The sequence below is a fragment of the Microbacterium paludicola genome (genome assembly GCF_039529675.1).
Classification (GTDB): domain Bacteria; phylum Actinomycetota; class Actinomycetes; order Actinomycetales; family Microbacteriaceae; genus Microbacterium; species Microbacterium paludicola.
In genome coordinates this window covers 1-25,898 of the sequence record NZ_BAAANG010000017.1, presented here as the reverse complement: position 1 = coordinate 25,898, position 25,898 = coordinate 1, and the positions used below count along the sequence as shown (strand labels likewise).

Here is a 25,898-nt window from a genome sequence, read left to right as displayed (position 1 = left end):
CACGCCCTAAGCCCGGGTGCAGCCGGCCGGTTGCTGAGCGGGCGAAGCGAGCCCACGCGTTGCGGCCGGTCATCTCGACTCGCAAGCTCGCTCGATAACCGAACCGGTTGCTGAGCGAGCGAAGCGAGCCGAAGCGACCCTCCCGTTGCTGTCGGTCATCTCGACTCGCAAGCTCGCTCGATAACCGGAGATGACACACCCCCGGTTGCTGAGCGAGCGAAGCGAGCCGAAGCGACCCGCCGAAGCCCCGCCGCCCGTTGCAGCCGGTCATCTCGACTCGCAAGCTCGCTCGATAACCGGTGGCGCCAAACCCCCGGTTGCTGAGCGAGCGAAGCGAGCCGAAGCGACCCGCCTGTGGATAGCCCCGGCGCCGACCGGCCGGACGCCGTAGCTTCACGCCATGGCGTATCTCTACGTGCTCGAGTGCCGAGACGGCACGCTGTACACCGGCAGCACGATCGACCTCGAACGACGACTCGCCGCTCACCAGATCGGCGAGGGCGCTGAGTACACCCGCCACCGCCTCCCCGTGAAGCTGCTCTGGTGCGCCCAGTTCGACCGGATCGAGGACGCATTCCGCTGGGAGAAGCGGATGCAGGGATGGAGCCATGCGAAGAAGCTGCGCTTCATCGCCGGCGGCGTGGAGGCGATCCGCGGCTACAGCGCGGAGGACCGCCGAAGACGCCTGTCATCCCCATCGGATACGGGCGCTTGAGGCCGGTCATCTCGACTCGCTCCGCTCGCTCGATAACCGAGGTGCGCGCACTCGCTCGATAACCGTGACCGGCGTCAGGCGGACTCGAGGATGGCCGTCGCGCCCAGTCCGCCGGCGGCGCAGACCGAGATCAGCGCGCGGGCGGGCTTTCCGGTCTCGGCCGCGCGGCGGGCGAGCAGCTTCGCGGTCGTCGCGAGGATGCGGCCGCCCGTCGCGGCGAACGGATGCCCCGCCGCCAGCGACGAGCCCGTGACGTTGAGCTTCGCGCGGTCGACAGTGCCGAGGGCGCCGTCCAGGCCCAGCTCGGTGCGGCAGTAGTCGTCGTCCTCCCACGCGGCGAGCGCCGTGAGCACCGTCGCCGCGAACGCCTCGTGGATCTCGACGAAGTCGAAGTCCTCGAGCGCGAGCCCGTTGCGGGCGAGCAGGCGGGGAACCGCGTGCACCGGCGCCATCAGCAGTCCCTCGCGCCCGCCGACGAAGTCGACCGCCGCGGTCTCGGCATCGACGATCCTGGCGAGCACCGGCAGATCCCGCGCTTCCGCCCAGTCGCGCGAGGCGAGCAGCACGGCCGAGGCGCCGTCGGTCAAGGGCGTCGAGTTGCCTGCCGTCATCGTCGGCGTCGTGCCGAGCTTCTTCCCGAAGACCGGGGTGAGCTTCGCGAGCTTCTCCATCGAGGTGTCGGCGCGCAGGTTGTCATCGCGCGTCAGCCCGCGGAACGGCGTCACGAGGTCGTCGAAGAACCCCTCATCCCACGCCTTCGCGAGATTGCGGTGGCTGTTCAGGGCGATCTCATCCTGCGCCTCGCGCGAGATGCGCCAGTGCGCCGTGCTGATGGCCTGGTGCTCGCCCATCGACAGCCCGGTGCGCGGCTCGTCCGTGCCGGGCGCGTGCGGTTTGAGGTCGGCCGGACGCAGCTTCGCGAGCACCCGGAGGCGGTCGCGGAAGGTCTTCGCGCGGGACAGCCTCAGCAGCACGCGGCGCAGCCCGTCGCTGACCGCGATCGGGGCGTCGGAGATCGAGTCCGTGCCACCGGCGATGCCCGACTCGATCTGGCCGAGCCGGATCTTGTTCGACACGGCGATGGCGGCCTCGAGTCCGGTCGCGCACGCCTGCTGCAGGTCGTAGGCCGGCGTCTGGGCCGACAGCGACGAGCCGAGCACGCTCTCGCGGACGAGGTTGAACTCGCGCGAGTGCTTCAGCACCGCACCGCCCACGACCTCGCCGAGCCGCTCGCCCTCGAGGGCGAACCGGGCGACGAGGCCCTCGAGCGCGGCCGTGAACATCTCCTGGTTCGACGCATCCGCGTACTTCTTCCCGGCACGGGAGAACGGGATGCGGTTGCCGCCGACGACGTAGGCGTCGCGCGGGCTGCGGGTCTCGGTCGTTGAGATGTCCGTCATGTCCCGATGGTCTCACGCGCTCCCGGGCCACGGCCCGGGGAATGTGGCGCGGCATCGCTCCGGTATCTTGAAGTCGAGAGAATCGGTGCCCGGCCCGCGGGCTGGAGGCGCCGATCAGCTGACGACCACAGGAGCTTCTTCCGCATGTCGAAGATCATCTACACGCACACCGACGAGGCGCCCCTGCTGGCGACGTACTCGTTCCTGCCGATCGTCGCGAGCTTCGCGGCGAAGGCCGGGATCGAGCTCGAGACCCGCGACATCTCGCTCGCCGGTCGCATCCTCGCTCAGTTCCCCGAGCGCCTCACCGAGGAGCAGCGCATCGGCGACGCGCTGAGCGAGCTCGGCGAGCTGGCCAACGACCCCGCGGCCAACATCATCAAGCTGCCGAACGTGTCGGCGTCGGTGCCGCAGCTCGAGGCGGCAATCGCCGAACTGCAGGCACTCGGCTTCGACGTGCCCGACTACCCCGGCAACCCCGAGACCGACGAGGAGCGCGACTTCGCGGCGCGCTACGACAAGGTCAAGGGCTCCGCCGTGAACCCGGTGCTGCGCCAGGGCAACTCCGACCGCCGCGCCCCCGCGTCGGTCAAGGCCTACGCGAAGGCGCACCCGCACTCGATGGGCGCCTGGAGCGCCGATTCGAAGACGAACGTCGCCACCATGGGCCACGACGACTTCTTCTCGAACGAGAAGTCGGTCGTCATCCCCGCCGACGACACGCTGCGGATCGAGCACGTCGGGCAGGACGGATCCGTCACCGTGCTCAAGAGCGATCTGAAGGTGCTCGCGGGCGAGGTCGTCGACTCGACGTTCATGAGCGCCAAGGCGCTCGACGCGTTCCTCGCCGAGCAGGTCGAGCGCGCGAAGGCCGAGGGCGTGCTGTTCTCCGTGCACCTCAAGGCGACGATGATGAAGGTCAGCGACCCCATCCTGTTCGGTCACGTGGTGAAGACCTTCTTCAAGCCCGTGTTCGAGAAGTACGGCGCCGACCTCGCCGCCGCCGAGCTGTCGCCCAACGACGGCCTCGGCGCGATCTACGCGGGCCTCGACGCGCTCCCCAACGGCGCCGAGATCAAGGCGGCGTTCGACGCGGCGCTGAACGAGGGCCCCGCCCTCGCGATGGTGAACTCCGACAAGGGGATCACCAACCTGCACGTTCCGAGCGACGTCATCGTGGACGCGTCGATGCCGGCGATGATCCGGATCGGCGGTCACATGTGGGGACCGGACGGCAAGGAGGCCGACACCCTCGCCGTCATCCCCGACTCGTCGTACGCCGGCATCTACCAGGCGGTGATCGACGACTGCAAGGCGAACGGCGCCCTCGACCCCGCGACGATGGGCACCGTCCCGAACGTCGGCCTGATGGCGCAGGCGGCCGAGGAGTACGGCTCGCACAACAAGACGTTCGAGATCTCGGCTCCGGGCACCGTCCGGATCGTGAACTCGGCGGGCGAGTCGCTGACCGAGCACGAGGTCGAGGCCGGCGACGTGTGGCGCGCCTGCCAGACGAAGGACGCCGCGATCCGCGACTGGGTGAAGCTCGCCGTGACGCGTGCCCGCCTGTCGAGCACCCCCGCGGTGTTCTGGCTCGACGCCGGCCGCGCGCACGACGCGAACCTCATCGCGAAGATCGAGAAGTACCTCGGCGAGCACGACACCGAGGGCCTCGAGCTCCACGTCATGGCCCCGGCCGAGGCGACGCTCTTCTCGCTCGCCCGCATCCGCCAGGGCCTCGACACCATCTCGGTGACGGGAAACGTCCTTCGCGACTACAACACCGACCTGTTCCCGATCCTCGAGGTCGGCACGTCGGCGAAGATGCTCTCGATCGTCCCGCTGATGGCGGGCGGCGGCCTGTTCGAGACCGGTGCCGGCGGCTCGGCCCCGAAGCACGTGCAGCAGCTCGTGCAGGAGAACTACCTGCGCTGGGACTCGCTCGGAGAGTTCTTCGCGCTCGCGGCCTCGTTCGAGCACCTCGCGCAGACCACCGACAACGCCAAGGCGCAGGTGCTCGCCGACACCCTCGACCGCGCGACGGGCACGTTCCTCGACGAGGACCGCTCCCCCGGCCGCAAGCTCGGCACGATCGACAACCGCGGCTCGCACTTCTACCTCGCCCTCTACTGGGCGCAGGAGCTCGCCAAGCAGACGGAGGACGCCGAGCTCGCGGCCGCGTTCGCCCCGCTCGCCGAGAAGCTCACGGCGGACGAGAAGACGATCGTGGAGGAGCTGATCGCGGTGCAGGGATCGCCTGCCGACATCGGCGGCTACTACCGTCCCGACGCGGAGAAGACCACCGCGGTGATGCGTCCCTCGACGACGTTCAACCAGGCGATCGACACGCTGTAAGCCGCGTCCCGCCGTCCGACGGCCCCGATCCTGCACGCCAGGATCGGGGCCGTCGTCGTCGCGCGTCATCGATTGGAATGCCGAAGTCAGGTAATGCTAAGTTAGGCAAGCCTCACCCGATCCTGAGGCCCTCCCCACCACAGCTTCGAAGGGATCCCCCTTGCGCATCTCCCGCATCCTGGGCGCGACGGCCGTCGCCGCCGCCGTGACCGCCTCGCTGGCGGCCTGCTCCACCTCCTCCGCCCCCGCCGGCGAGTCCTCGGCTCCCGCGGGCGAGGCCGGCGTCTTCCCCGTCGAGGTCGAGCACGCGCTCGGCACCACGACGATCGAGGCGAAGCCCGAGCGCGTCGCCTCCATCGGCTGGGGCAACCAGGATGTGGCGCTCGCCCTCGGCGTCGCTCCCGTCGGAGCGGATGACCAGACCTGGTCGATGGACGGCACGGACGGCCTCGGACTGTACGAGTGGACGACCGACGCGTACGCCGAGCTCGGCGCGGAGGAGCCGGTGATCTTCGACACCACGGCCGGCATCGACTTCGAGGCGATCGCGGACACGCAGCCCGACCTCATCATCGCCGCCTACTCCGGCCCGACGGAGGAGGAGTACGCGACGCTCACCGAGATCGCCGACACCGTCGCCTACCCGGGCGTCGCCTGGTACACACCGTGGCGCGACAGCATCCTGACCAACTCGAAGGCGCTCGGCCTCGAAGCAGAGGGCAAGGCGCTCGTCAGCGACCTCGAGAAGCAGATCGAGGATGCGACCGCCGACGCCGACTTCGAGGGCAAGACCGCCGCGTTCCTCTTCCTGAACGCCGCCGACCTGTCGACGACCTCGGTCTACGCCACCGGCGACTCGCGCGCCGCGTTCCTCGCCGACCTCGGCTTCGAAGTGCCGCAGGCCGCGAAGGACGCCGCCGACGCGGGCACCTTCTACGCCGACATCTCGGCCGAGAACGTCGACAAGCTCGCGGACGTCGACGTGATCGTCTCCTACGGCGGCGATGAGCTGCTTCCCGCCCTCCAGGCCGACCCGCTGTGGAGCACGCTTCCCGCCGTCAAGAGCGGCTCGGTCGTCACTGTCGGCGCCGGCGACGACCTGAGCGGCGCCGTCTCGCCGACGGCCCTGTCCATCCCGTGGATGCTCGACACCTACGTGGGCCTGCTGAGCGACGCCGCCGCCAAGGCAGAGTGACCCTCCAGACCGACGAGACGCGGCGCGCGGCCGGCCCCCAGCCGGCTGCGCGCCGCCGTCCGCTCGTCCTCCTCGGGATCGGCGCCGCCGTCGGCGTCGCCGTCATCCTGTCCCTGACCCTCGGGTCGAGGCCCGTCTCGCTCGCGGAGGTCGCCGACGGCCTGTCCGCGTGGCTGGAAGGCCGCACGGCCGAAGGGATCGGCGCGATCGCCGTGCAGGAGCGCATCCCGCGCACCGTGCTCGCCCTCGTCGCCGGGGCCGCCCTGGGGCTCTCCGGTGCGCTGATGCAGGCGGTCACCCGCAATCCGATCGCCGACCCCGGCATCCTCGGCGTCAACACCGGCGCCGCTCTGTTCGTCGTGTGCGGCATCGCCTTCCTCGGCATCACCTCGCCCCTTCAGTACCTGGGGCTCGCCCTCGTGGGAGGCACCCTCGCGGCGGCCTTCGTGTACGTCGTCGGCTCGCTGGGGCCCGGCGGCTCCACCCCGATCAAGCTCGCCCTCGCCGGGGCCGCGACGACGGCCGCGCTGTCGTCACTGGTGAGCGCCGTGCTGCTGCCGCGCATCGCGGCGATGGACGCCTTCCGCTTCTGGCAGGTGGGCGGGGTCGCCGGCGCCGACTGGGCGACCCTGGGCGTCATCGCCCCGCTGCTCGCCGTCGCCGCTCTCATCGCGCTGTTCTGCGCCCCCGCTCTGAACGCCCTCGCGCTCGGCGACGAGGTCGCCGTCGGGCTCGGCGTCAAGGTGGGCGCTGCCCGACTTATCGCGTCGGCCGCCGGCGTCGCCCTCTGCGCGGCCGTCACCGCGATCGCGGGACCGATCGCCTTCGTCGGGCTTATGGTCCCGCACGTCGCCCGCCTGCTCTTCGGCCCCGACCAGCGGTGGATCCTCCCGGTCTCCGCGCTGGGAGGCGCCGCCCTGCTCGCCGTCTCCGACACGATCGGACGCCTCATCGGCTACCCGGGCGAGGTCGAGGCGGGCATCATCACCGCCTTCGTCGGCGCACCGATCCTCGTCCTGATCGCCCGTCGCACCCGGATGAAGGCCGTCTGATGGCCGTCTCCGCTCCCCCGTACGAGGCCACGGCGGTCATCCGCCTCGGCCGCCGGCGACGCGCCCGCCGGCGGATCGTCGCGCTGAGCGTGCTCGGCGCCGTGCTGATCGCACTCATGGCCGCCATGCTCATGCTGGGCAACACGATCTACCCGGTGCAGGACGTCGTCGCCGTGATCCTCGGCGAGAAGGTGCCCGGTGCCTCGTTCACCGTCGGGTCGCTGCGCATCCCCCGCATGATCACGGGCATCCTCGCCGGCATCGCCTTCGGCATCGCGGGGACGACATTCCAGACCATGCTGCGCAATCCGCTCGCGAGCCCCGACGTCATCGGCATCACCTCGGGCGCCAGCGCGGCGGCCGTGCTGTGCCTCGTCGTCCTCCACTGGGGCACCGCCGCGACGACAATGACCGCGCTCCTGGTCGGCATCGGCACCGCCGCCCTCATCTACGTCGCCGCGCGCGGCGGGGAGTCGACCGGCGGCCGCCTGATCCTCATCGGCATCGGCATCGGCGCGATGCTCGACGCCGTCGTCGCCTACCTCGTTCAGCGCGCCGCCGACTGGGACGTCGCCGCGGCGATGCGGTGGCTGACCGGCAGCCTCAACGGATCGAAGTGGGAGCTCCTCGCGCCCCTCGCGATCGCGACGGCCGTGCTCGTGCCGCTCATCCTGCTGCTCTCGCGCGATCTGCGCGCCCTCGAGCTCGGCGACAGCTCGGCCACCGCCCTGGGCGTGCGGGTCGACCGGGCGCGACTGCTGCTCATCGTCGCCGCCGTCGCGCTCGCCTGCTTCGCCACCGCGACGACCGGCCCGATCGCGTTCGTCGCCTTCCTCGCGGGGCCGATCGCGTCCCGCTTCGTCGGCCCCGGCACGAGCCTGACCATCCCGGCTGCGCTCACCGGCGCCGTGCTCGTGCTCGCGGCCGACCTGATCGGCCAGTTCGCGTTCGACGTGTCGTTCCCGGTCGGCGTGATCACCGGCGTCCTCGGCGCTCCGTACCTGCTCTATCTGCTCATCCGCACAAACCGCTCGGGAGGTTCCTCGTGACCGTCCAGTCAACGCTTCAGGCGACGCAGCTCGTCTCGGGATACGGCGCCGCACCGATCGTGAAGGGCGTCGACCTCACGGTGGCGAGCGGACGGATCAGCGTGATCGTGGGCGCCAACGCCTGCGGCAAGTCGACGCTGCTGAAGACGCTCGCCCGGCTGATCCAGCCCCAGGCGGGAAGCGTTGTGCTCGATGGGCAGAGCATCAGCACGATCCCGACCAAGCAGCTCGCCCGCACGCTGGGGCTCCTCCCCCAGTCGCCGATCGCCCCCGAGGGCATCGCCGTCGCCGACCTCGTCGGCCGGGGCCGCCACCCGCACCAGAAGCTGTTCCGCTCGTGGTCTGCGGCGGATGACGCGGCGGTGGCCGAGGCGCTCGCGGCGACGGACATCTCGGACCTCGCCGACCGCGCCGTCGACGAGCTGTCGGGCGGGCAGCGCCAGCGGGTCTGGATCGCCATGGCCCTCGCGCAGGAGACCGGCGTGCTGCTGCTGGATGAGCCGACGACCTTCCTCGACGTCGCCCACCAGATCGAGGTCCTCGACCTGCTCACCGACCTCAACCGCTCGAAGGGCACCACGATCGTGATGGTGCTCCACGACATGAACATGGCCGCCCGCTACGCCGACCACATCTTCGCGATGTGCGCGGGCGAGCTGATCGCCAGCGGCGCTCCCGCGGAGGTCATGACGAGCGATCTCATCTCCCGGGTGTTCGGTCTCGACTCGCTGGTGATCCCCGACCCGGTCTCCGGCGCGCCGATGGTGCTGCCGCGCGGACGCCACCACGTCCTGGCCGACGCCGCCGCCTGACCTGCCGCGACGCGGCCGGCCGCATTACCCTGGCGGTATGGCGAAGGCGATCCAGTACACCGAGCTCGGCGGGCCAGAGGTCCTCACCCTGAACGAGATCCCGGATCCGGTCGCCGGTCCGGGTCAGGTGACCGTGCGGATCGAGGCGGCGGGCGTCAACCCGATCGACTGGAAGCTGCGCGAGGGGATCCGGCCGACACCGCCGTTCACGGGTCCGCGCGGCACCGGGACCGACGGCGCCGGCCACATCACCGGCGTCGGCGAGGGAGTCGACGGCTTCCGCATCGGCGATCCGGTCGTCTTCACCGGGGCACCCGGCGCCTATGCGACGGACATCGCCGTCCCGGCCGAGAAGGTGTTCGCGCGTCCCGCGCGCGTGACGGCCGGCGTGGGCGCGGCCCTCGGCATCCCGGTCGGCACGGCGTACCAGGCGATCCGCTCTCTCGGCATCCGCGGCGACGACACCCTGCTGATCCACGGGGCCTCCGGCTCGGTGGGCCAGGCGGCCGTGCAGCTCGCCGCGCTCGCCGGCGCGCGCGTGATCGGCACGACGAGCGATGCGCGCGCCGAGCGCGTCGCCGACCTCGGCGGAGAGCCGATCGCATACGGCGACGGGCTCGTCGACCGGGTCCGGTCGGCCGCCGCGGGCGGCGTCACGGCGATCCTCGACTTCGCGGGCACCGACGAGGCGATCGACGCATCGCTCGAGCTGCTCGAGGACCGCGACCGGATCGCGACGATCGTGCGTGGTCCGGATGCCGCCGAGTTCGGCATCCGCGCGTTCGGCGGCGGATCTCCCGTCCCGCTCACGGCGCAGCAGGAGACCTGGCGCCTCGAGGCGATCCCGGTCGTTCTCGCGCTGCTCGCGGCGGGCCGGTTCTCGGTCGAACTCGGCGAGCGGTACGCGCTCGAGCAGGCGGGCGAGGCCCAGCGCGCGAGCCGCGAGGGCGCGCCCGGCAAGCTGCTGATCGTCCCCTGACGGATCGTTGGCATGTCGGCGCCAGCGCCTAGGCTCGACGTATGAGTGCACTGCGCTGGGGAATCCTCGCCACGGGCGGAATCGCGCACGCGTTCGCCTCCGATCTGCAGACCGCGGGCCTCGACCTCGTCGCCGTCGGCTCCCGCTCGCAGGCTTCCGCCGACGCCTTCGCGGCCGAGTTCGACATCCCGCGCGCCCACGGCTCGTACGCGGACCTCGCCGCGGATCCGGATGTCGACATCATCTACGTCTCGACGCCGCATCCGATGCACGCCGAGAACGCACGCCTGGCGCTCGAGGCCGGCAAGCACGCGCTCGTCGAGAAGTCGTTCACCGTGAACCGCGCCGAGGCCCAGGGCCTGCGCGACCTCGCCGCCGACAAGGGCCTGCTCGTCATGGAGGCGATGTGGACCCGCTACCTGCCCCACATGGTGCGCGTGCGCGAGATCATCGACGCCGGCACGCTGGGCGAGATCCGCACGGTCTTCGCCGACCACACCCAGAAGATCACCGACGACCCGTCCCACCGGCTCAACGCCCTGCCGCTCGGCGGCGGCGCGCTGCTGGATCTCGGCATCTACCCGATCTCGTTCGTCTGGGACATCCTGGGCGCCCCGACCACCGTGCAGGCGGCCGCGCGTCTCGGCGACACGGGCGCGGATGCCGAGGTCGCCACCCTCATGACCCACGCGTCGGGCGCCCTGTCGACGACCGTGTCGTCGTCGCGCGGCAGCGGGCCGAACACCGCGCACATCGTCGGCACCGAGGCGCGGATCGACATCGACCGCGTCTGGTACAGCCCGACGTCCTTCACCGTGACCGCGCCCGACGGCTCGATCCTCGAGCGCTACGAATCGCACGTCGAGGGTCGCGGCATGCAGTACCAGGCGCTCGCCGCCGAGCGCTTCGTCGCCGAGGGCACCCTCGAGGGGCGTGAACTCCCCATCGACGAATCCGTCGCCATCATGGGCACCCTGGACGACATCCGCCGACAGATCGGTGTGAGCTATCCGAGCGAGAACTGACGCGCTCTCCGACGTCCATCCCTCCCCCGAACAGGACAGAGCACGACATGGCTGAAACCACCGACGCCCGCGTCGCCGTCTACCTCGACTTCGACAACATCGTGATGAGTTGGTACGACCGCGTGCACGGTCGCAACTCATACAGCAAGGACCGGCAGAAGATCGCCGAGGACCCGACGGATCCCGAGGTCGCCGCGAAGCTCGCGCTCGCCACGATCGACGTCGGCGCGATCATCGACTACGCGGCGTCGTTCGGCACGCTCGTGCTGACGCGGGCGTACGCCGACTGGTCGTCTCCCGTCAACGCGATCTACCGCTCGCAGCTCGTCGGCCGCGCGGTCGACCTCGTGCAGCTGTTCCCCGCGGCCGCGTACGCGAAGAACGGCGCCGACATCCGCCTCGCCGTGGACACGGTCGAGGACATGTTCCGTCTTCCCGACCTCACGCACGTCGTGATCGTCGCGGGCGACTCCGACTACGTGCCGCTCGCCCAGCGCTGCAAGCGCCTCGGCCGCTACGTGATCGGCCTCGGTGTCGCCGGGTCGACCGCGAAGTCGCTGGCCGCCGCGTGCGACGAGTTCGAGGCGTACGACACGCTCCCGGGCGTGACGCTGCCGAAGAAGCCGAAGGCCGCCGCCGGCAAGGCCGAGACGAAGGAGGCGGCGGCCGCGGAGGCGACCGGATCCGACGCCTCGCCCGCGGAGTCGGCGACGACGCAGCGAAGCCGCCGCGCGTCGCGGGCCAAGCAGACGCCGCCGCCCGAGGAGGACACGCTCGTCCCGTTCGACGAGATCCCGCCGGAGGACCTTCACGCCGCCGCCTCGCGCCTGCTCGAGCGGGCGCTGCGCCTCGGCCGCGACAAGGGTGACGACGCCGAATGGCTGCACACCTCCGCGGTCAAGCAGCACATGCGCCGGATGGACCCCTCGTTCAGCGAGAAGACCCTCGGCTTCCGCTCCTTCACCGACTTCGTGAAGTCGCGCGAGCAGCTTGCCGAGGTGCAGGAGAGCGGGCACGAGCGCCTCGTGCGCCTGAAGGACTGACCCGCCGCAGGCGGACGCGAGATCGATCGACTCACCCCGGGAAAGCGGTTTCTCCGCTAGCGTGACGGTGTGCGCCGGTACTTCCTCGACCTGGGACCGCTGCGCACGTCGCCCGCCTACCTGCGGTTCTGGACGAGTGGCGTCGCCGGCGGCATCGGCGTGCAGCTCACGGCGGTCGCGATCGGCATCCAGGTCTACGAGCTGAGCGGATCCACGGCCGCGGTCGCGCTCGTGGGCGGCCTCGCGCTCGCCCCGATGGTCGTGATGGGCGTGATCGGCGGCGCGATCGTCGACGCGTTCGACCGGCGCCGTGTGCTGATCGTCGCGTCGGCCATCTCGTTCGTCGCGCCGGTCGGGATCGCCGCCCTCGCGTGGGGCGAGGTGACCCAGCTGTGGCCGTACTACGTGTTCACGACGCTGTCGTCGACGATGGGCGCCCTCGTCGGCGCCGCGCGCTTCGCGATCCACCCCCGCCTCGTCCCCCGCGAGCAGCTTCCCGCCGTCGCGGCGCTGAGCGGCCTGAGCGCGGGGCTGCAGGCCGCGGTCGGTCCGGCCCTGGCGGGAATCCTCGTCGCGACCGTCGGCTTCGCGTGGACCTACTCGATCGACGTGCTGCTGTTCCTGATCGGCTTCTGGGGCATCCTGTCGCTTCCCGCGATCGTTCCCGAGGGCCGATCCGAGACCGGCCTGACGGCGATCGCCTCGGGCTTCCGGTTCCTGCGCCACGCGGGGAACCTTCGTACGGCCATCTGGCTGCAGCTCGTGACCTTCGTATTCGGCCGCAGCTACGCGATCCTCCCCGCGGTCGGCGCCCTGGTGGTGGGCGGGAACGCCAGCGTCGTCGGGCTGCTGACCGCGGCCGGAGCGGTCGGCGTCATCCTCAGCGGCCTGTTCTCGGGGCGGGCGGGCGGCGTGCGACGGCACGGTGCCGCGGCCACCGCCGGCACCGTCGCGATGGGCGCGGCGGTCGCGCTGTTCGGCGCTCTGCTGTGGGGATTCGACGCCGCCGACCGCTCGATCTCGGAGGCGCGGTCCGACGTGCTGGCGCTTGTCGTGCTGTGCGTGGCGCTGGTCCCCGTGGGCGCCGCCGACAACGTCGCCGGCATCTTCCGCACGACGATGATGCAGTCGGCCACGCCCGACGCGCTGCGCGGACGTCTGCAGGGAATCAACACGCTCGTGCTCACCGCGGGGCCGCGCGCCGGCGACGTGTACGCCGGCCTGCTGGCGGCCGGCGGCATCCTGTGGTTTCCTCCTCTCCTCGGCGGCCTGCTGATCGCCGCCCTCGCCCTGCTGGCGGCGCGCCTGCGCCCCGGATTCCGTGACTACGACGCGATGGAGCCCGTGCCATGACCCCACACCCTCCCGGACCGACCGCCGACCGTCCGCTCAAGCTCGAGCGGATCTCCCGACTGCTGGATGAGCGCGGCGCCGACCGCATCCTGCTCACCCAGCCCGAGAACCTCGCGTGGCTCCTGGAGGGGGCGCGCACGAGCGTGCCGCTCGGCGGGCCGCCGGTCTTCTCCGCGACCGTCCACCGCGACGGCGAAGTCCTGGTGACGGCCCCCGCGAACGAGGCGGACCGCCTGGCGGCCGAGGAGGTCTCCGGCGCAGCGATCAAGGTCGTCGACTGGTTCGCCGACCTCACGACGCCGGGCATCCTGCGCGACACCGACGTGGTCGAGGAGCTGCGCGCGGCCCGGGCCTCGCTGCTGCCGATCGAGCGGGAGCGGTACGCCGCGCTCGGCCGCGACGCGGCACGAGCGATGACGGCCGTGCTGCGCGAGGCCCGGCCCGAGACGACCGAGCGGCAGCTCGCCGCCGCCCTCGCCGCCGCCGTCATCACGGCCGGTGCCGAGCCCGCGGTCCTGCTCGTCGCCGGTGCCGAGCGGGGCGGCGTGCAGCATCCGCTCCCCACCGACGCGCCCCTGGGCGGCCGGGCGATGGCCGTGCTCACCGCCCGCCGGCACGGTCTGAACGCCAGCCTCAGCCGCTGGGTGTCGTTCGGCGAGCCCGAGCCGGATGCGCAGCGCGCGATCCGCGAGGTCGAGGCGGACGTGTTCGCCGCCACGCGGCCCGGACGCCCGCTGCAGGATGTGCTCGCCGACATCCGCGCGGCGTACGCGCGCCAGGGGTTCGGCGACGACGGCTGGCTGCGTCACCACCAGGGCGGGCCCGCCGGCTACCTGGGCCGCGACCCGAAGGTCGCCCCCGGCACGGCGGGTGCCGTGCACGCGGGGCAGGCATTCGCCTGGAACCCGTGGGCGCCCGGCGCGAAGGTCGAGGACACCGTGGTGGTCGACGACGACGGCATCGAGGTGCTCACGGTCGACCCCGACTGGCCGACGACCGACGTGCGCGGGCTCGCCCGTCCCGTCGACGTCGACCTCTCCTGACGGGAGATCCGCATGCGACTCGACGACATCCAGATCCGCGATCCGTTCGTCCTCTTCGACGGCGACACCCGTCGCTACCACCTGGTCGGCAGCACCGATGCGAACATCTGGTCGGGCCCCGCCACCGGCTTCGACACCTACTGGAGCGATGACCTCGACGAGTGGCACGGCCCGACGGCGGCGTTCCGGCCGACGCCGGACTTCTGGTCGCACACGCAGTACTGGGCACCCGAGGTGCATCGCTACGGCGACGCGTTCTACATGTTCGCGACCTTCACGGCCGAGGGCGAGCGCCGGGGCACGCAGGTGCTGCGAACGGATCGCCCGGAGGGACCGTACGCGCCGTGGTCGGACGGCCCTCTGACGCCGCGCGAGTGGGAGTGCCTCGACGGCACGCTTCACGTGGAGGACGGCACGCCCTACCTCGTGTTCTGCCACGAGTGGAAGGACGTCGGCGACGGCGAGGTGCAGGCGATCCGGCTGACGGACGATCTGCGCGGCACTGTCGGCGATCCGGTGCTGCTGTTCCGCGCGTCGGAGGCGCCGTGGGCGCGGTCGATCGAGCGTCCGGAGTTCCCGCGGGTGTTCGTCACCGACGGCCCCTCGATGCACCGGGCCGCCGACGGGCGTCTGCTGATGCTGTGGTCGGGCTTCGGCGATCAGGGCTACGCGATGGGCTTGGCGACCTCCCGGTCGGGGTCGATCGCGGGGCCGTGGACGCAGGCGGAGCAGCCGATCTGGGCGGCCGACGGCGGCCACGGGATGATCTTCGCCGACGCCGCGGGCGGGCTCTACCTCACGCTTCACACACCGAACCGGACGCCGGATGAGCGCGCGCGGTTCTTCCCCCTGGAGGAGACGGACGAGGGCCTGCGGCTGAAGGACTGAGCGGCCGCGGCGAGAACACACCGCCCGCCGCGCGTCCACATGCGCCCCGCGAGAACACACCCCGCAGGACGGGACCTCGCGGCGAGGGTGTGTTCTCGCGGCCGCTCAGGCCCGCACGCGAGAGGCGGCCGGCACGTACCGCAGGGGCTCGAACGCCCCGGCGACCACGGCGCGCAGCGCCTCGAGGTCGCCCGAGACGAAGCCGGCCGTCCGCGCCTGCACCAGCAGGTTGCCGATCGCGGTCGCCTCGACGGGACCGGCGAGCACCGGCAGACCGGCGCGGTCGGCGAGACGCTGGCACAGCAGCGTGTTGAGCGCGCCGCCGCCGACAACGTGGATCGTCTCGACCGGCACGCCCGACAGCTCCGATGCCTTCCGCACAGCCTTCGCGAACGCCTCGGCGAGGCTCTCGACGATGAGGCGGGCGAACGCGGGGCGCGACGGCGGCACCGGGAGGCCCCGCTCGCTCAGCCACGCGGCGATCCGCGCCGGCATGTCGCCCGGGGCGAGGAACACCGCGTCGTTCGCGTCGAACACCGCGTCCGGCGCCGGCGCGTGCGCGGCCTGCTTCAGCAGATCCGGAAGGTCGATGTCGCGCCCCGACTCGTCCTCCCAGGCCCGCACGCTCTCGCTCAGCAGCCACAGTCCCATGACGTTGTGGAGGAAGCGCACCCGCCCGTCGACGCCGCCCTCGTTGGTGAAGTTCGCCTCGCGCGCGGCGTCGGTGAGCACGGGGTGCTCGGTCTCGACGCCGACCAGGCCCCAGGTGCCGCACGAGATGTAGGCCGCGCGGTCGGCCCGCATCGGCGCGGCGACGACGGCCGACGCCGTGTCGTGCGAGCCGACCGCGACGACCGGAGCCTGGCCGCCGAGCTCGGCGGCGACGTGCGGCAGCAGGCCGCCCAGTTCCGTCCCCGGATCCACGAGGGAGGGCAGGATGCCGGCGGGCACGCCGATGCGCTCCGCCAGCGCCAGATCCCACTCCCGGGTGCGCACATCCAGCAGGCCGGTCGTGGACGCGTTGGTGCGCTCCGCGACGCGGGCGCCCGTGAGCATCCATCCGATCAGGTCGGGCACAAGCAGCAGGCCGTCGGCGAGGCCCAGCAGGTCTCCCTCGGCGGCGAGCTGATACAGCGTGTTGAACGGCAGGAACTGCAGGCCGTTGCGCCGGTAGAGCTCCTCGAGCGGGGCGACGGCGTGAACCGCCTCGACGCCCGACGCGGTGCGCTCGTCCCGGTAGTGGAACGGCACGCCCAGCATCCGGTCGCCGCGCATGAGCGCGTAGTCGACCGCCCACGAGTCGACGCCGATCGACGCGATGGCCGGCTCGCTGCGGAACGCCCGCGACAGGCCGTCCAGCGCACCTCGGTGGAGGCCGATCAGGTCCCAGTGAAGCCCGGAGGGCGTGCGCACGGGCGTGTTCGGGAACCGCCCGACGGTCTCCATCGAGATGGCGCCGCCCTGGAAGCGCCCCAGGATGACCCGCCCGCTCGTGGCGCCGAGGTCGACCGACGCGACCGCCCCGCCTCTGGCGCTCACGAGAGGCCGCCGGGAGTCCGGGCCGTTTCGACTCGCTGCGCTCGCTCAACGAGCGAGGATTCCTCCTGCTGGTTGAGCGAGGAGCGCAGCGACGAGTCGAAACCGTGCAACTCGCTCATCGCAGGAACGCCTGCGCGACGCCCGAGTCGACCGGGATGTGCAGGCCCGTGGTGCGGCTGAGCTCGGGCCCGGTGAGCACGTACACCGCATCGGCGACGTTCTCGGGCACGACCTCGCGCTTGAGGATCGTGCGGTTCGCGTAGAACTGGCCGAGCTCCTCCTCGGGGATGCCGTACGTCTTCGCGCGGTTGGCGCCCCACCCGGAGGCGAAGATGCCGGATCCGCGCACGACGCCGTCGGGGTTGATGCCGTTCACGCGCACGCCGTGCTCGCCGAGCTCGACCGCGAGCAGGCGCACCTGGTGGGCCTGGTCGGCCTTGGTGGCCGAGTACGCGATGTTGTTCGGGCCCGCGAAGACGGAGTTCTTGGACGAGATGTAGACGATGTCGCCGCCCATCCCCTGCTCGATCAGCGGCTTCGCGGCCGCCTTCGAGACGAGGAAGGATCCCTTCGCCATCACGTCGTGCTGCAGGTCCCAGTCCTTCTCGGTGGTCTCCAGCAGCGGCTTCGAGAGCGACAGGCCCGCGTTGTTCACGACGAGGTCGATGCCGCCGAAGGCGAGCAGGGTCGCGTCGATCGCCGCCTGCACTCCCTCGGCGTCGGCGACGTTCGCGGCGACGCCGATCGCGACGTCCGTGCCGCCGAGCTCCGCCGCCGCCGCCTGCGCCTTCTCGAGGTCGAGGTCGGCCACGACGACGCACGCGCCCTCGGCGGCGAGGCGCGTCGCGATCGCCTTGCCGATCCCGGATGCCGCGCCGGTCACGAACGCGATGCGGCCCTGGTGCGTCTTCGGCTTCGGCATCCGCTGGAGCTTCGCCTCCTCGAGCGCCCAGTACTCGATCCGGAACTTCTCGGCGTCCGAGATCGGCGCGTAGGTCGACAGCGCCTCGGCGCCCCGCATCACGTTGATGGCGTTGATGTAGAACTCGCCCGCCACGCGCGCGGTCTGCTTGTTCGCGCCGTAGCTGAACATGCCCACGCCCGGCACCAGCACGATCAGCGGGTCGGCGCCGCGCATGGCGGGGCTGTCCTCGGTCGCGTGCGCCTCGTAGTAGGCCGTGTAGTCGGCGCGGTACTGCTCGTGCAGCTCCTTCAGGCGCGCGATCTGGTCGTCCACCGACGCGGTCGCCGGCAGGTCGAGGATCATCGGCTTGACCTTGGTGCGCAGGAAGTGGTCGGGGCAGCTCGTGCCGAGCGCCGCGAGCTCGGGCGCGCGCTCCGAGGCGAGGAAGTCGAGCACCACGTCGGCGTCGGTGAAGTGGCCGACCATCGGCTTGTCGTGGCTCGCGATGCCGCGGATGGTCGCCGCGAGCGCGGCGGCCTTGGCACGGCGCTCATCCTGCGGCAGGGCCTCGAAGCCCGCGCGCACGCCGCCGAACGGGTCGGCCTTGCCGTGCTCGGCGATGTACTTCTCGGCCGTCTCGATGATCCAGAGCGAGTTGCGCTCCGACTCCTCGCTCGTGTCGCCCCAGGCGGTGATGCCGTGGCCCCCGAGGATCGTGCCGATCGCCTGGGGGTTCGCCTTCTTGATCTCGGCGATGTCCAGGCCCAGCTGGAAGCCGGGGCGACGCCACGGCACCCACACGACCTTGTCGCCGAAGATCCGCGTCGTGAGCTCCTCGCCGTCGGCGGCCGTCGCGATGGCGATGCCGCTGTCGGGGTGAAGGTGGTCCACGTGGGCGGCGTCGACGAGGCCGTGCATCGCCGTGTCGATCGAGGGTGCGGCGCCGCCCTTGCCGTGAAGGCAGTAGTCGAACGCGGCGACCATCTCGTCCTCGCGCTCGATGCCGGGGTACACGTTCACGAGCGCGCGCATCCGGTCGAGACGCAGGGTCGCGAGGCCCTGCTCGGTCAGGGTGCCGAGGTCGCCGCCCGAGCCCTTGACCCACAGCAGCTCGACGGGCTCGCCGGTGACCGGGTCCACGGCCGTGCCCTTCGCCGAGGTGTTGCCGCCGGCGTAGTTCGTGTTCTTCGGGTCGGCCCCGAGCCGGTTGGACCGGGCGATCAGGTCGGCGACGGCCGGGGTCTGCTGCTGGTTCGTCATTGTGTCTCTCTCGAGGATCGGCGAGTTCTTCGGGTGGGTCGGGTCGTCCGGACGGATCCGGATCTCAGGGGCGGAGGATGCGCGCGGCGAACGCGTCGATGGTCGACGCTGCCCCGGGCTTCGCGGGGTCGTTGAGGTGGCCGTGGGTGGTGCCCGGCTCGACGGCGTACTCGACGTCGACGCCTGCGGCACGCAGGTCGTCGACGAACGCCTCGGCCGACACACGCAGCTCGTCGACGTCCGAGGTGATGACGATCGCCGGCGGGAAGCGGGTGAGCCGCTCGGGTCCGGCCATGCCGGGGATCGCCGTGACCGGCGCGCCCTCGGTCGTGCCGTCGAGGTAGTTCTCGTACATCCACGAGACCACCGCGGGCCCGAACTGCTCGGTCAGCCCCGCCGCGGCGAGGCGCTCGGTGAGCTCGGGAGGCGTCGGCGGCTGCGGCGCGTGCAGGGTCGGGTACGCGAGCACCGCGAGCGCGGGCAGCGGGTCACCCTCCTGCATCAGGTGAAGGATGGCGCCCGTTGCCAGGTTGCCGCCCGCGCTGGCGCCGCCGAGGGCGACGCGGTCGGGGGCAATGCCCCATCCCGTCGCCTGCTCGCGCGTCCAGGCGAAGGCGGCCGCCAGCTGCTCCAGCGCGACCGGGTGGTGGACGCCGTCGCGCGCCTCGGCGCCCGAGGCGGCATCCGCCGGCGCCGGGGCGAGCTGGTAGTCGACCGACACGACCGACACACCCCGCGCGGCCAGGCCGCGCGCGACGTGGTCGGCCTCGGGCATGTCGAGGTCGCCGTACGCGAACCCGCCGCCGTGCGCCCAGACCAGCGCCGCGCGGGCCGCGGCGGCCGGATAGACCCGGACCCGCAGGGGCCCGTGCGGGCCGTCGACGACGTGCTCGGTCGTGTCGGTCATGATCGCTCTCCGTCGCCGCTCAGCGGTTGGCCGGGACGTCGGCGGGAAGCGGCACGGTGCGACCGTAGCGCTCCTGCTCGATCTGCTCGAGCGTCTTCCCGTCGGTCTTCGGCGCCCAGACGGTGCCCACGACGAGGGCCGCGACGAGCAGGCCGAGGATGACGAGGCCGAGGTTGCCGAGGCCGATCGTCGACAGCAGCACGGGGAAGACGAGGCTCAGCAGGCCCACCATGACGCGCGCGAGCATAAACAGCAGTCCCTGCGCGCTCGCGCGGTAGCGGGTGGCGAACAGCTCGGCGGTCCACAGGCCGTAGAACGCCTGCGCGCCGATGCCGGCGGACACACCCCACGCGACCGCGAAGACCAGCAGCGAGACCATCCCGGGCGGGGCGTAGACCAGCACGACCCAGCCGACGATGCCGAGAGCCGCGCCGCCGAAGTACAGCCAGCGGCGGCTGACGCGGTCGCCGTAGCGCATGAAGCCGAAGTACGTGGCGGCGGCGGTCAGGCCCCACACCAGCACCTGCAGCAGGTTCTGCTGCACCGGGTCCTCGAGGCCCGCGGCCTCGTACACGCGCGGCTGGAAGATGCCGGCCTGGCCGGCGACGGTGTTCCACAGGCCGTACACGCCGAGCAGGAACGCCAGCGCGCTCCAGTTGCGCGGCTCGCGCAGCAGGCCGATCATGCCGGAGAAGAACGACACGCGCGTGCCGGCCGAGGTGGCGGCGGCCCGCTCCTCCTTCCAGCGGCGCGACTCGGGCAGCCCGCGACGCACCCACCACGTGATCAGGGCGATCACGAACAGGTGAAGGAAGATCAGGCGCGAGCCGAGCAGGCCGAGCGGGCCCACCACCACGGCGAGCAGGAACCCGACGGCCGGGCCGATCGACCAGGCGAGCTGAGCGGTGCCGACGTGGGCGGCGCGCTGCGCATCGGGTGCCTCTTCGGCGATGTAGGTCCACGACGCGGGAACGCCAGCACCGACGGCGATACCCATCAGGATGACGCCCGCGAGCAGCATCGCGAGGCCGCTCGAGAATGTCACGAGCAGGGCGCCGATCATGAACACGATCAGGTCGTAGGTGTAGATGAACTTGCGGCCGAGGCGGTCGCACAGCGGGCCGCCGATCGCGGCGCCGATGGCGGCGCCGAACGCGTTGGCGGACAGGGCGGCCACGAGGCCGACGACGCCGTCGTCGAAGCCGAACGCCTCCTGCCACAGCGACAGGCTCGTGGCGAGCGCGATGATCGCGCCGGCCTCGATGTAGTTCGACATGGCGACGGCGATCGTCGCCTTCCAGGCGGTGAGGGTGCGCTTCTGGGTGGTCATCGTGCTCACGCCCCCCATCCGGCCTGCATGCCGCCGACGCGGTCGGCCTCGATCGTGCGCTGGTAGTCGGAGTCGAGCTGCGCCCGCATCGGGTCGGCCGGCAGGCCGCGGCTCTCGCGCCACTCGGCGAGCGCGGGGCGCACGTCGGTGTAGAAGGCGTCCATGAACACGGCGTTCGCCGCGAGCACGTCGCCCGAGGTCTGCGCGTCGCGCAGGGCGTCGGCGTCCACCAGCAGCGCGCGGGCGGTCATCTCCTGCACGTTCAGCACCGAGCGGATCTGGCCGAGGATCTTGTTCTCGACGTTGTGGCACTGGTCGAGCATGAACGCCACATCCGGGTTGTTCAGGCCCCCTCCGCGGATGACCTCGAACAGGATGCGGAACAGCTGGAACGGGTCGGCCGCGCCGACGATCAGGTCGTCGTCGGCGTAGAAGCGCGAGTTGAAGTCGAACGAGCCCAGCTTGCCGAGGCGCAGCAGCTGCATCACGATGAACTCGATGTTGGTGCCGGGCGCGTGGTGTCCCGTGTCGAGGCACACCATGGCGCGCTCGCCGAGCGCCGCCACCTGCGCGTAGGACGTTCCCCAGTCGGGCACATCCGTGTGGTAGAACGCCGGCTCGAAGAACTTGTACTCGAGCACAAGCCGCTGCTCGCCCGAGAGTCGCTCATAGATGGTCGCGAGCGACTCGTGAAGACGGTCCTGGCGGCCGCGCATGTCGGCCTGGCCCGGGTAGTTGGACCCCTCGGCGAGCCAGATCTTCAGGTCGCGCGAGCCCGTGGCGTTCATCACGTCGATGCACTCGAAGTGGTGGTCGATCGCCTTCTGGCGCACCTTCGGGTCCTCGTGGGTGAGGGCGCCGAACTTGTAGTCGTCGTCCTGGAACGTGTTCGAGTTGATGGTGCCGAGGCTGACGCCGAGGCCCTCCGCGTGGGCGCGCAGGGCGCCGAAGTCGTCGACGAGATCCCACGGGATGTGGAGCGCGACCGAGGGAGCGAGGCCGGTCAGCTCGTTGACGCGCGCGGCGTCGGCGATCTTCTCGAACGGATCCCGCGGGGTGCCGGGCGTGGCGAACACCTTGAAGCGGGTGCCCGAGTTGCCGAACGCCCAGGAGGGGAGCTCGATCGCCTGCTTCTCGAGCGTGGCGAGGATGTCGGCGGAGAGGTTGCTCACGGTGAGGCCTTTCTCACGAGGGGCGGCTTCGCCCCTGCTTGTCGGATGCGGATGGGGAACGGGACGGATCAGGATGCCCCGCGCGCGGCGGCGAGCTGGGTCTCGAGGTGAAACACCTCGGGGTGGATCTCGGCGGCCTGGTCGGGCCGGCCGTCGAGACCGACGAAGAACGGGGCCATCGACTCCTCCCAGCGGGCGGCGACCTCCGACTGGGCGAGGTATGCCTGCGCGGCCTCGTCGTCGTCGGTCACGTAGGTGCCGACGAGCAGGCCGTCGACCAGGTGGAAGATCGAGTAGTCCCGGCGACCGGAGGCGGCGATCTCCTCGAGCATCTCCGGCCAGACGGGGCTGTGACGGGCGATGTACTCGTCGAGCCGCTCGGGCGTGACGCGCAGGGTGAAGCAGATGCGTTGGCTCATCGTCGAGGCGTCCCTCCATTGGGGCGGTGGATACTGCGGCGGTCGGATACTGCGCAGTTGAATCGTTTCAGACAGACTGTACGACATCCTCCGTTCCGGCGCCAGTCCCGCCGGTCCCGGCCTCGATCAGTGGACGAGTTCGCCGCCCCGCGCGGGGCCGTCCCCGTCGCGTCGCTCGATCGCCCGCAGTGAGCGCGCGACGAAGGCGGCGATCTTCTCGGCGCCGCGCACGTGGAAGTGCGTGTCGTCGGCGACGCCGCCGGGCCACTGCGGGTGCTCCCCCGGCCCGAAGTGCGTGAGGAGCCCGCGCGATTCCTCGTCGCCGAGATCCTCGTAGAGCCAGGTCGTGAAGACATTCAGGTCGATCAGCGGCGCGTCGAGCTCCTGGGCGAGGTCGCGCACCGCGTTCGGGTAGTCGCCGTGCGTCGGTGTCACGTGGGCGCGGTCGAACCAGCGCCTCTCGCACGACGTGCAGAGCACGGCGGCCGCCCCGGCCCCGCGGACGTCGCCCACCATCCGTCGCAGCCGGTCGGTGTACCCGCCGCGCGAGGCGAGGATCTCCGGCTGCTTCTGGTCGTTGTGGCCGAACTGGATGATCACGGTGTCACCGGGCCGCACCTGCGACATCAGGTCGTCCCAGGGCTCCTGCAGGAACGACTCGGTCGTCGCTCCGCCGAAGGCGAGGTTGCGGACGGGCGCCTCCACGTGGGCGGCGAGGAAGTCGCCCCAGCCTGTCAGCGGCAGCTCGGCGGGCTTTCCCGGTGCGACGGTGGAGTCGCCGGCGAGGTGGTACGTCATCGCCGGTCAGCCGAGGCGTTCGGCGACCCAGGCCAGCTGCGCCCGGCGCTGGAACGCCCCGCCGCCCTCGTGGTCGTTGAACGGGTAGACCTCGATGGCGCGGTCCTCCGCTCCCCAGGCGTTGAACGCCGCGAAGACCGTCGAGGGCGGGCAGATGACGTCCATGAGGGCCACCGAGAACAGCGTGGGGGCGCCCGCGCGCTTGGCGAGGTTCACGCCGTCGAAGTAGCTCAGCGTGCGATACACCTGCTCCACGCGACCTCGATGGGCCGCGAGGTAGTCGGCGATCTCGCGGTACGGCCGGGCGTCGGTGATCGTCGTCGCGCGCGCGAAGTGGCACAGGAAGGGCACGTCCGGCAGCGCGCCGGCGACGCCGTCGGCAAGCGCCGCCGCGGCGATCGTGATGCCGCCGCCCTGGCTGCCGCCCGTCACGAACAGGGGGATGTCGCCGGCGAGCGCCCGCGCCGTGTCGACCGCGCGCACGGCGTCCGCGTACACCCGGCGGTAGTAGTAGGTCGCGGGGTCCTCGATGCCCTGGGTCATCTTGCCGGGGGTCGCCGATCCCGAGCCGTGCGGGTCAGGGGTGTCACCGGGGCGCCAGTGGCCCCAGCCCTGGCCTCGCGTGTCCACGAGCAGGTGCGCGCAGCCGGCGAGCGGCCAGGACCCGACCTCGTGGGCGAGGCCGCGTCCCCCGCTGTAGCCGATGAACTCGACGATCACGGCGCGCGGGGCGACGCCCGCCGGCACCGTCCACCACGCGCGGATCTCGTCGCCGCCGAAGCCGGAGAACGCCACGTCGCTCGTCTCCACGAGCGTCAGCCCCGTCTCTACCCGTTCGATCCGCGGATCCCAGGCGGCGGCGCGCGTCTCGGCGATCGTCGCCTCCCAGAAGGCGTCGAAGTCGTCGGGCTCGGCGACATCCGGGCGGTACTCGCGCAGCGCTTCGAGGGGCAGGTCGAACAGGGCCATTGATCGGTTCCTTCCGCGCGGCTCCGATGCCGCTCGCAGAAGAACCTAGCGCGGAATGACACGATTCAGCCGCTACGCTCGGCCCATGACGGAGGGGACCCGCCCGCGCGTCACGCGCTGGGCATTCGCGTTGCTCGCGACGGTGCCCGTCGCGCTGTTCGCGAGCATGTATCTCGTCGCCGGCATCACGATCGGCTGGTGCGGCATCAGCGGGTGCAGCGGGGGCGGCTACGGCCTCACGAGCGATCCGAGCGAGTTCTTCACATTCGGGTGCGCGGCGCTGGCCGCTCTGCTCTGGCTCGCCGCGCTCGCGCTGCCGCCGTGGCTGCTGCCGACGCGCCTGCGCATGATCGTCGCCGCCATCGTGGCCCTCGTGCTCGCCCTCGCCATGCTGCTCATCGGCACGTCCGGGTTCGCGCGGGCGTGACGGGTCCGTGATGCCACGGGTCTCCGCGTCTGGGGTTAACGTCGAACGAATGAGGCGATCGTCCTCTGCAGGCGATCGAGTGAGCGAGTCGGAATCAACATGGGCGTGAGCATCCGCGAGGTGGCCGCGAGGGCCGGGGTGTCGGTCGGCACCGTGTCGAACGTGCTCAACCGCCCCGGGTCGGTTCCGCAGGCGACGCTCGAGCGCGTGCGCGCCGCGATCGCCGACCTCGGCTACGTGCGCAACGACGCCGCCCGACAGCTGCGCGCCGGGCGCTCGACGACCGTCGGGCTCGTGGTGCTGGATGCGCGCAACCCGTTCTTCACCGACGTCGCCCGCGGGGCCGACGACGCCGCCGCACGGCACGGACTGTCGGTGCTGATCGGCAACAGCGACGAGCAGCCCGAACGCGAACTGCGGCTCGTGTCGCACTTCGAGGAGCAGCGCGCCCTCGGCCTGCTCATCTCCCCGATCGGCGACGACGTGGCCCGGCTGCGGGAGATCCACGACCGCGGCACCCCGGTGGTGCTCGTCGACCGGACGGTCGAGGGAAGCGGGTTCTCGTCGGTCGCGGTGGACGACATCCACGGCGGAGAGCTCGCCGCCCGCCACCTGCTCGAGACGGGACGACGTCGCCTCGCCTACATCGGCGGTCCTGTGAGCCTGCGTCAGGTCGAGGATCGCGCCGAGGGAGCCCGCCGCGCGGTGGCGGCCGTCGCGGGCGCGACCCTGGAGACGGTGCCGGTCGCGTCACTCACCGTGGCCGAGGGGCGTGCCGCGGGTGAACGGATCGCCGCGATGCCGGCGGCCGAGCGCCCCGACGCGGTCTTCGCGGCGAACGACCTGATCGCGCTGGGAGTGCTGCAGGCTCTGGTGCAGGCCGGCGTCTCGGTGCCGGATGACGTCGCGCTGATCGGCTACGACGACATCGACTTCGCGTCGGCGGCGGCCGTCCCGCTGTCCTCCATCCGCCAGCCGAGCCACCGGATGGGCGAGACCGCGCTGTCGATCCTCGTCGAGGAGGCGGCCGACCCGTCGCTCGAGCCGCGCGTCGTGGTCTTCGAACCGGAGCTCGTCGTGCGGGCCTCGACCGCGCCGAACGCCCGCTGAGCGACCGAAGCCTCCTGCTCGTCCAGCGAGCGGCAACTCCTGCTCAATGAGCAAGCGAAGCCTCTGCTCGTTGAGCGAGCGAAGCGAGTCGAAACAGTGAGGATGTTTAGTGGGTTCCTCGGGGCGCGTTCTGACCTGAGTCGAAACTGACGCC

Annotated in this window: 23 protein-coding genes; 14 read left to right on the top strand and 9 right to left on the bottom strand. The window is 71.6% G+C overall.

The window, feature by feature from the left end; all coding sequences use genetic code 11:
- Nucleotides 1-400 precede the first annotated feature (400 nt).
- A complete protein-coding gene (locus ABD161_RS08285) occupies nucleotides 401-715 on the top strand; it encodes a GIY-YIG nuclease family protein (RefSeq protein ID WP_135112515.1) in 315 nt (104 codons plus the stop codon).
- Nucleotides 716-789: 74 nt separating this feature from the next.
- On the opposite strand, the gene ABD161_RS08280 is transcribed toward ABD161_RS08285, so the two are convergent.
- Nucleotides 790-2,115, bottom strand: coding sequence for an acetyl-CoA C-acetyltransferase (locus ABD161_RS08280; protein WP_344001460.1), 1,326 nt, complete (start codon nucleotides 2,113-2,115; stop codon nucleotides 790-792).
- Between the two features lie 144 nt (nucleotides 2,116-2,259).
- On the opposite strand from ABD161_RS08280, the gene ABD161_RS08275 reads away from it, so the two are divergent.
- From ABD161_RS08275 to ABD161_RS08225, 11 genes are all read left to right on the top strand, one after another.
- Nucleotides 2,260-4,470 carry an NADP-dependent isocitrate dehydrogenase gene (locus ABD161_RS08275; RefSeq protein WP_344001458.1) on the top strand — a complete coding sequence of 737 codons (2,211 nt, stop codon included), beginning with the start codon at nucleotides 2,260-2,262 and terminating at the stop codon, nucleotides 4,468-4,470.
- Nucleotides 4,471-4,630: 160 nt separating this feature from the next.
- On the top strand, nucleotides 4,631-5,665 hold the full coding sequence (locus ABD161_RS08270) for an iron-siderophore ABC transporter substrate-binding protein (RefSeq protein WP_344001456.1): 1,035 nt from the start codon (nucleotides 4,631-4,633) through the stop codon (nucleotides 5,663-5,665).
- Nucleotides 5,662-6,717, top strand: coding sequence for a FecCD family ABC transporter permease (locus ABD161_RS08265; protein ID WP_344001454.1), 1,056 nt, complete (start codon nucleotides 5,662-5,664; stop codon nucleotides 6,715-6,717). The genes ABD161_RS08270 and ABD161_RS08265 overlap by 4 nt, the downstream gene beginning before the upstream one ends.
- Nucleotides 6,717-7,766: a FecCD family ABC transporter permease gene (locus tag ABD161_RS08260; RefSeq protein WP_344001452.1), complete on the top strand. Its 1,050-nt coding sequence runs from the start codon at nucleotides 6,717-6,719 to the stop codon at nucleotides 7,764-7,766. The genes ABD161_RS08265 and ABD161_RS08260 overlap by 1 nt, the downstream gene beginning before the upstream one ends.
- The gene (locus ABD161_RS08255) at nucleotides 7,763-8,578 is read left to right on the top strand and encodes an ABC transporter ATP-binding protein (protein WP_344001450.1); all 816 of its coding nucleotides are present in this window, start codon (nucleotides 7,763-7,765) and stop codon (nucleotides 8,576-8,578) included. The genes ABD161_RS08260 and ABD161_RS08255 overlap by 4 nt, the downstream gene beginning before the upstream one ends.
- A gap of 37 nt (nucleotides 8,579-8,615) precedes the next feature.
- Nucleotides 8,616-9,557, top strand: a complete 942-nt coding sequence (locus tag ABD161_RS08250) for an NADP-dependent oxidoreductase (RefSeq protein WP_344001448.1) — start codon at nucleotides 8,616-8,618, stop codon at nucleotides 9,555-9,557.
- A 41-nt stretch (nucleotides 9,558-9,598) separates the two neighbouring features.
- Complete coding sequence (locus ABD161_RS08245) at nucleotides 9,599-10,582, top strand: Gfo/Idh/MocA family protein (RefSeq protein WP_344001446.1); 984 nt, start codon at nucleotides 9,599-9,601, stop codon at nucleotides 10,580-10,582.
- A 47-nt stretch (nucleotides 10,583-10,629) separates the two neighbouring features.
- Entirely contained in the window at nucleotides 10,630-11,625 is a 996-nt protein-coding gene (locus tag ABD161_RS08240) for an NYN domain-containing protein (protein WP_344001444.1), read from the top strand.
- Between the two features lie 69 nt (nucleotides 11,626-11,694).
- Nucleotides 11,695-12,978 (top strand): MFS transporter, encoded by a 1,284-nt coding sequence (locus ABD161_RS08235; protein ID WP_344001442.1) that lies wholly within the window; start codon nucleotides 11,695-11,697, stop codon nucleotides 12,976-12,978.
- Nucleotides 12,975-14,021, top strand: a complete 1,047-nt coding sequence (locus tag ABD161_RS08230) for a M24 family metallopeptidase (protein ID WP_344001441.1) — start codon at nucleotides 12,975-12,977, stop codon at nucleotides 14,019-14,021. The genes ABD161_RS08235 and ABD161_RS08230 overlap by 4 nt, the downstream gene beginning before the upstream one ends.
- 12 nt (nucleotides 14,022-14,033) lie before the next feature.
- Nucleotides 14,034-14,909 carry a glycoside hydrolase family 43 protein gene (locus ABD161_RS08225; protein WP_344001439.1) on the top strand — a complete coding sequence of 292 codons (876 nt, stop codon included), beginning with the start codon at nucleotides 14,034-14,036 and terminating at the stop codon, nucleotides 14,907-14,909.
- Between the two features lie 105 nt (nucleotides 14,910-15,014).
- Here ABD161_RS08225 and ABD161_RS08220 read toward each other — a convergent pair whose 3' ends face one another.
- The 8 genes from ABD161_RS08220 to ABD161_RS08185 all read right to left on the bottom strand — a co-directional run bounded on the left by ABD161_RS08220 (nucleotide 15,015) and on the right by ABD161_RS08185 (nucleotide 24,207).
- Nucleotides 15,015-16,448: a rhamnulokinase gene (locus tag ABD161_RS08220; RefSeq protein ID WP_344001437.1), complete on the bottom strand. Its 1,434-nt coding sequence runs from the start codon at nucleotides 16,446-16,448 to the stop codon at nucleotides 15,015-15,017.
- Between the two features lie 115 nt (nucleotides 16,449-16,563).
- Nucleotides 16,564-18,612 carry a bifunctional aldolase/short-chain dehydrogenase gene (locus ABD161_RS08215; protein ID WP_344001435.1) on the bottom strand — a complete coding sequence of 683 codons (2,049 nt, stop codon included), beginning with the start codon at nucleotides 18,610-18,612 and terminating at the stop codon, nucleotides 16,564-16,566.
- 64 nt (nucleotides 18,613-18,676) lie between these two features.
- A complete protein-coding gene (locus tag ABD161_RS08210) occupies nucleotides 18,677-19,519 on the bottom strand; it encodes an alpha/beta hydrolase fold domain-containing protein (protein ID WP_344001433.1) in 843 nt (280 codons plus the stop codon).
- 19 nt (nucleotides 19,520-19,538) lie between these two features.
- Complete coding sequence (locus ABD161_RS08205) at nucleotides 19,539-20,849, bottom strand: MFS transporter (protein ID WP_344001463.1); 1,311 nt, start codon at nucleotides 20,847-20,849, stop codon at nucleotides 19,539-19,541.
- Nucleotides 20,850-20,854: 5 nt separating this feature from the next.
- The gene (gene rhaI / locus ABD161_RS08200) at nucleotides 20,855-22,021 is read right to left on the bottom strand and encodes an L-rhamnose isomerase (RefSeq protein ID WP_344001431.1); all 1,167 of its coding nucleotides are present in this window, start codon (nucleotides 22,019-22,021) and stop codon (nucleotides 20,855-20,857) included.
- Nucleotides 22,022-22,089: 68 nt separating this feature from the next.
- Nucleotides 22,090-22,440, bottom strand: coding sequence for an L-rhamnose mutarotase (locus tag ABD161_RS08195; RefSeq protein WP_344001429.1), 351 nt, complete (start codon nucleotides 22,438-22,440; stop codon nucleotides 22,090-22,092).
- Between the two features lie 126 nt (nucleotides 22,441-22,566).
- Nucleotides 22,567-23,238: a rhamnogalacturonan acetylesterase gene (locus tag ABD161_RS08190; protein ID WP_344001427.1), complete on the bottom strand. Its 672-nt coding sequence runs from the start codon at nucleotides 23,236-23,238 to the stop codon at nucleotides 22,567-22,569.
- A 6-nt stretch (nucleotides 23,239-23,244) separates the two neighbouring features.
- Nucleotides 23,245-24,207, bottom strand: coding sequence for an acetylxylan esterase (locus ABD161_RS08185; protein ID WP_344001425.1), 963 nt, complete (start codon nucleotides 24,205-24,207; stop codon nucleotides 23,245-23,247).
- A gap of 85 nt (nucleotides 24,208-24,292) precedes the next feature.
- Here ABD161_RS08185 and ABD161_RS08180 point away from each other — a divergent pair, with 85 nt between their 5' ends.
- Together ABD161_RS08180 and ABD161_RS08175 are read left to right on the top strand one after the other, a co-directional pair.
- Nucleotides 24,293-24,634, top strand: a complete 342-nt coding sequence (locus ABD161_RS08180; RefSeq protein ID WP_344001423.1) for a hypothetical protein — start codon at nucleotides 24,293-24,295, stop codon at nucleotides 24,632-24,634.
- A 99-nt stretch (nucleotides 24,635-24,733) separates the two neighbouring features.
- Nucleotides 24,734-25,744 (top strand): LacI family DNA-binding transcriptional regulator, encoded by a 1,011-nt coding sequence (locus ABD161_RS08175; protein WP_344001421.1) that lies wholly within the window; start codon nucleotides 24,734-24,736, stop codon nucleotides 25,742-25,744.
- The last annotated feature ends 154 nt before the right edge of the window (nucleotides 25,745-25,898 follow it).

Bases quoted from the DNA above. Each gene is read 5' to 3' on its own strand.
- ABD161_RS08285 (WP_135112515.1), top strand. From the start codon at position 401: ATGGCGTATCTCTACGTGCTCGAGTGCCGAGACGGCACGCTGTACACC.
- ABD161_RS08280 (WP_344001460.1), bottom strand. From the start codon at position 2,115: ATGACGGACATCTCAACGACCGAGACCCGCAGCCCGCGCGACGCCTAC.
- ABD161_RS08275 (WP_344001458.1), top strand. From the start codon at position 2,260: ATGTCGAAGATCATCTACACGCACACCGACGAGGCGCCCCTGCTGGCG.
- ABD161_RS08260 (WP_344001452.1), top strand. From the start codon at position 6,717: ATGGCCGTCTCCGCTCCCCCGTACGAGGCCACGGCGGTCATCCGCCTC.
- ABD161_RS08250 (WP_344001448.1), top strand. From the start codon at position 8,616: ATGGCGAAGGCGATCCAGTACACCGAGCTCGGCGGGCCAGAGGTCCTC.
- ABD161_RS08245 (WP_344001446.1), top strand. From the start codon at position 9,599: ATGAGTGCACTGCGCTGGGGAATCCTCGCCACGGGCGGAATCGCGCAC.
- ABD161_RS08240 (WP_344001444.1), top strand. From the start codon at position 10,630: ATGGCTGAAACCACCGACGCCCGCGTCGCCGTCTACCTCGACTTCGAC.
- ABD161_RS08230 (WP_344001441.1), top strand. From the start codon at position 12,975: ATGACCCCACACCCTCCCGGACCGACCGCCGACCGTCCGCTCAAGCTC.
- ABD161_RS08225 (WP_344001439.1), top strand. From the start codon at position 14,034: ATGCGACTCGACGACATCCAGATCCGCGATCCGTTCGTCCTCTTCGAC.
- ABD161_RS08215 (WP_344001435.1), bottom strand. From the start codon at position 18,612: ATGACGAACCAGCAGCAGACCCCGGCCGTCGCCGACCTGATCGCCCGG.
- ABD161_RS08210 (WP_344001433.1), bottom strand. From the start codon at position 19,519: ATGACCGACACGACCGAGCACGTCGTCGACGGCCCGCACGGGCCCCTG.
- ABD161_RS08205 (WP_344001463.1), bottom strand. From the start codon at position 20,849: ATGACCACCCAGAAGCGCACCCTCACCGCCTGGAAGGCGACGATCGCC.
- ABD161_RS08195 (WP_344001429.1), bottom strand. From the start codon at position 22,440: ATGAGCCAACGCATCTGCTTCACCCTGCGCGTCACGCCCGAGCGGCTC.
- ABD161_RS08190 (WP_344001427.1), bottom strand. From the start codon at position 23,238: ATGACGTACCACCTCGCCGGCGACTCCACCGTCGCACCGGGAAAGCCC.
- ABD161_RS08185 (WP_344001425.1), bottom strand. From the start codon at position 24,207: ATGGCCCTGTTCGACCTGCCCCTCGAAGCGCTGCGCGAGTACCGCCCG.
- ABD161_RS08180 (WP_344001423.1), top strand. From the start codon at position 24,293: ATGACGGAGGGGACCCGCCCGCGCGTCACGCGCTGGGCATTCGCGTTG.
- ABD161_RS08175 (WP_344001421.1), top strand. From the start codon at position 24,734: ATGGGCGTGAGCATCCGCGAGGTGGCCGCGAGGGCCGGGGTGTCGGTC.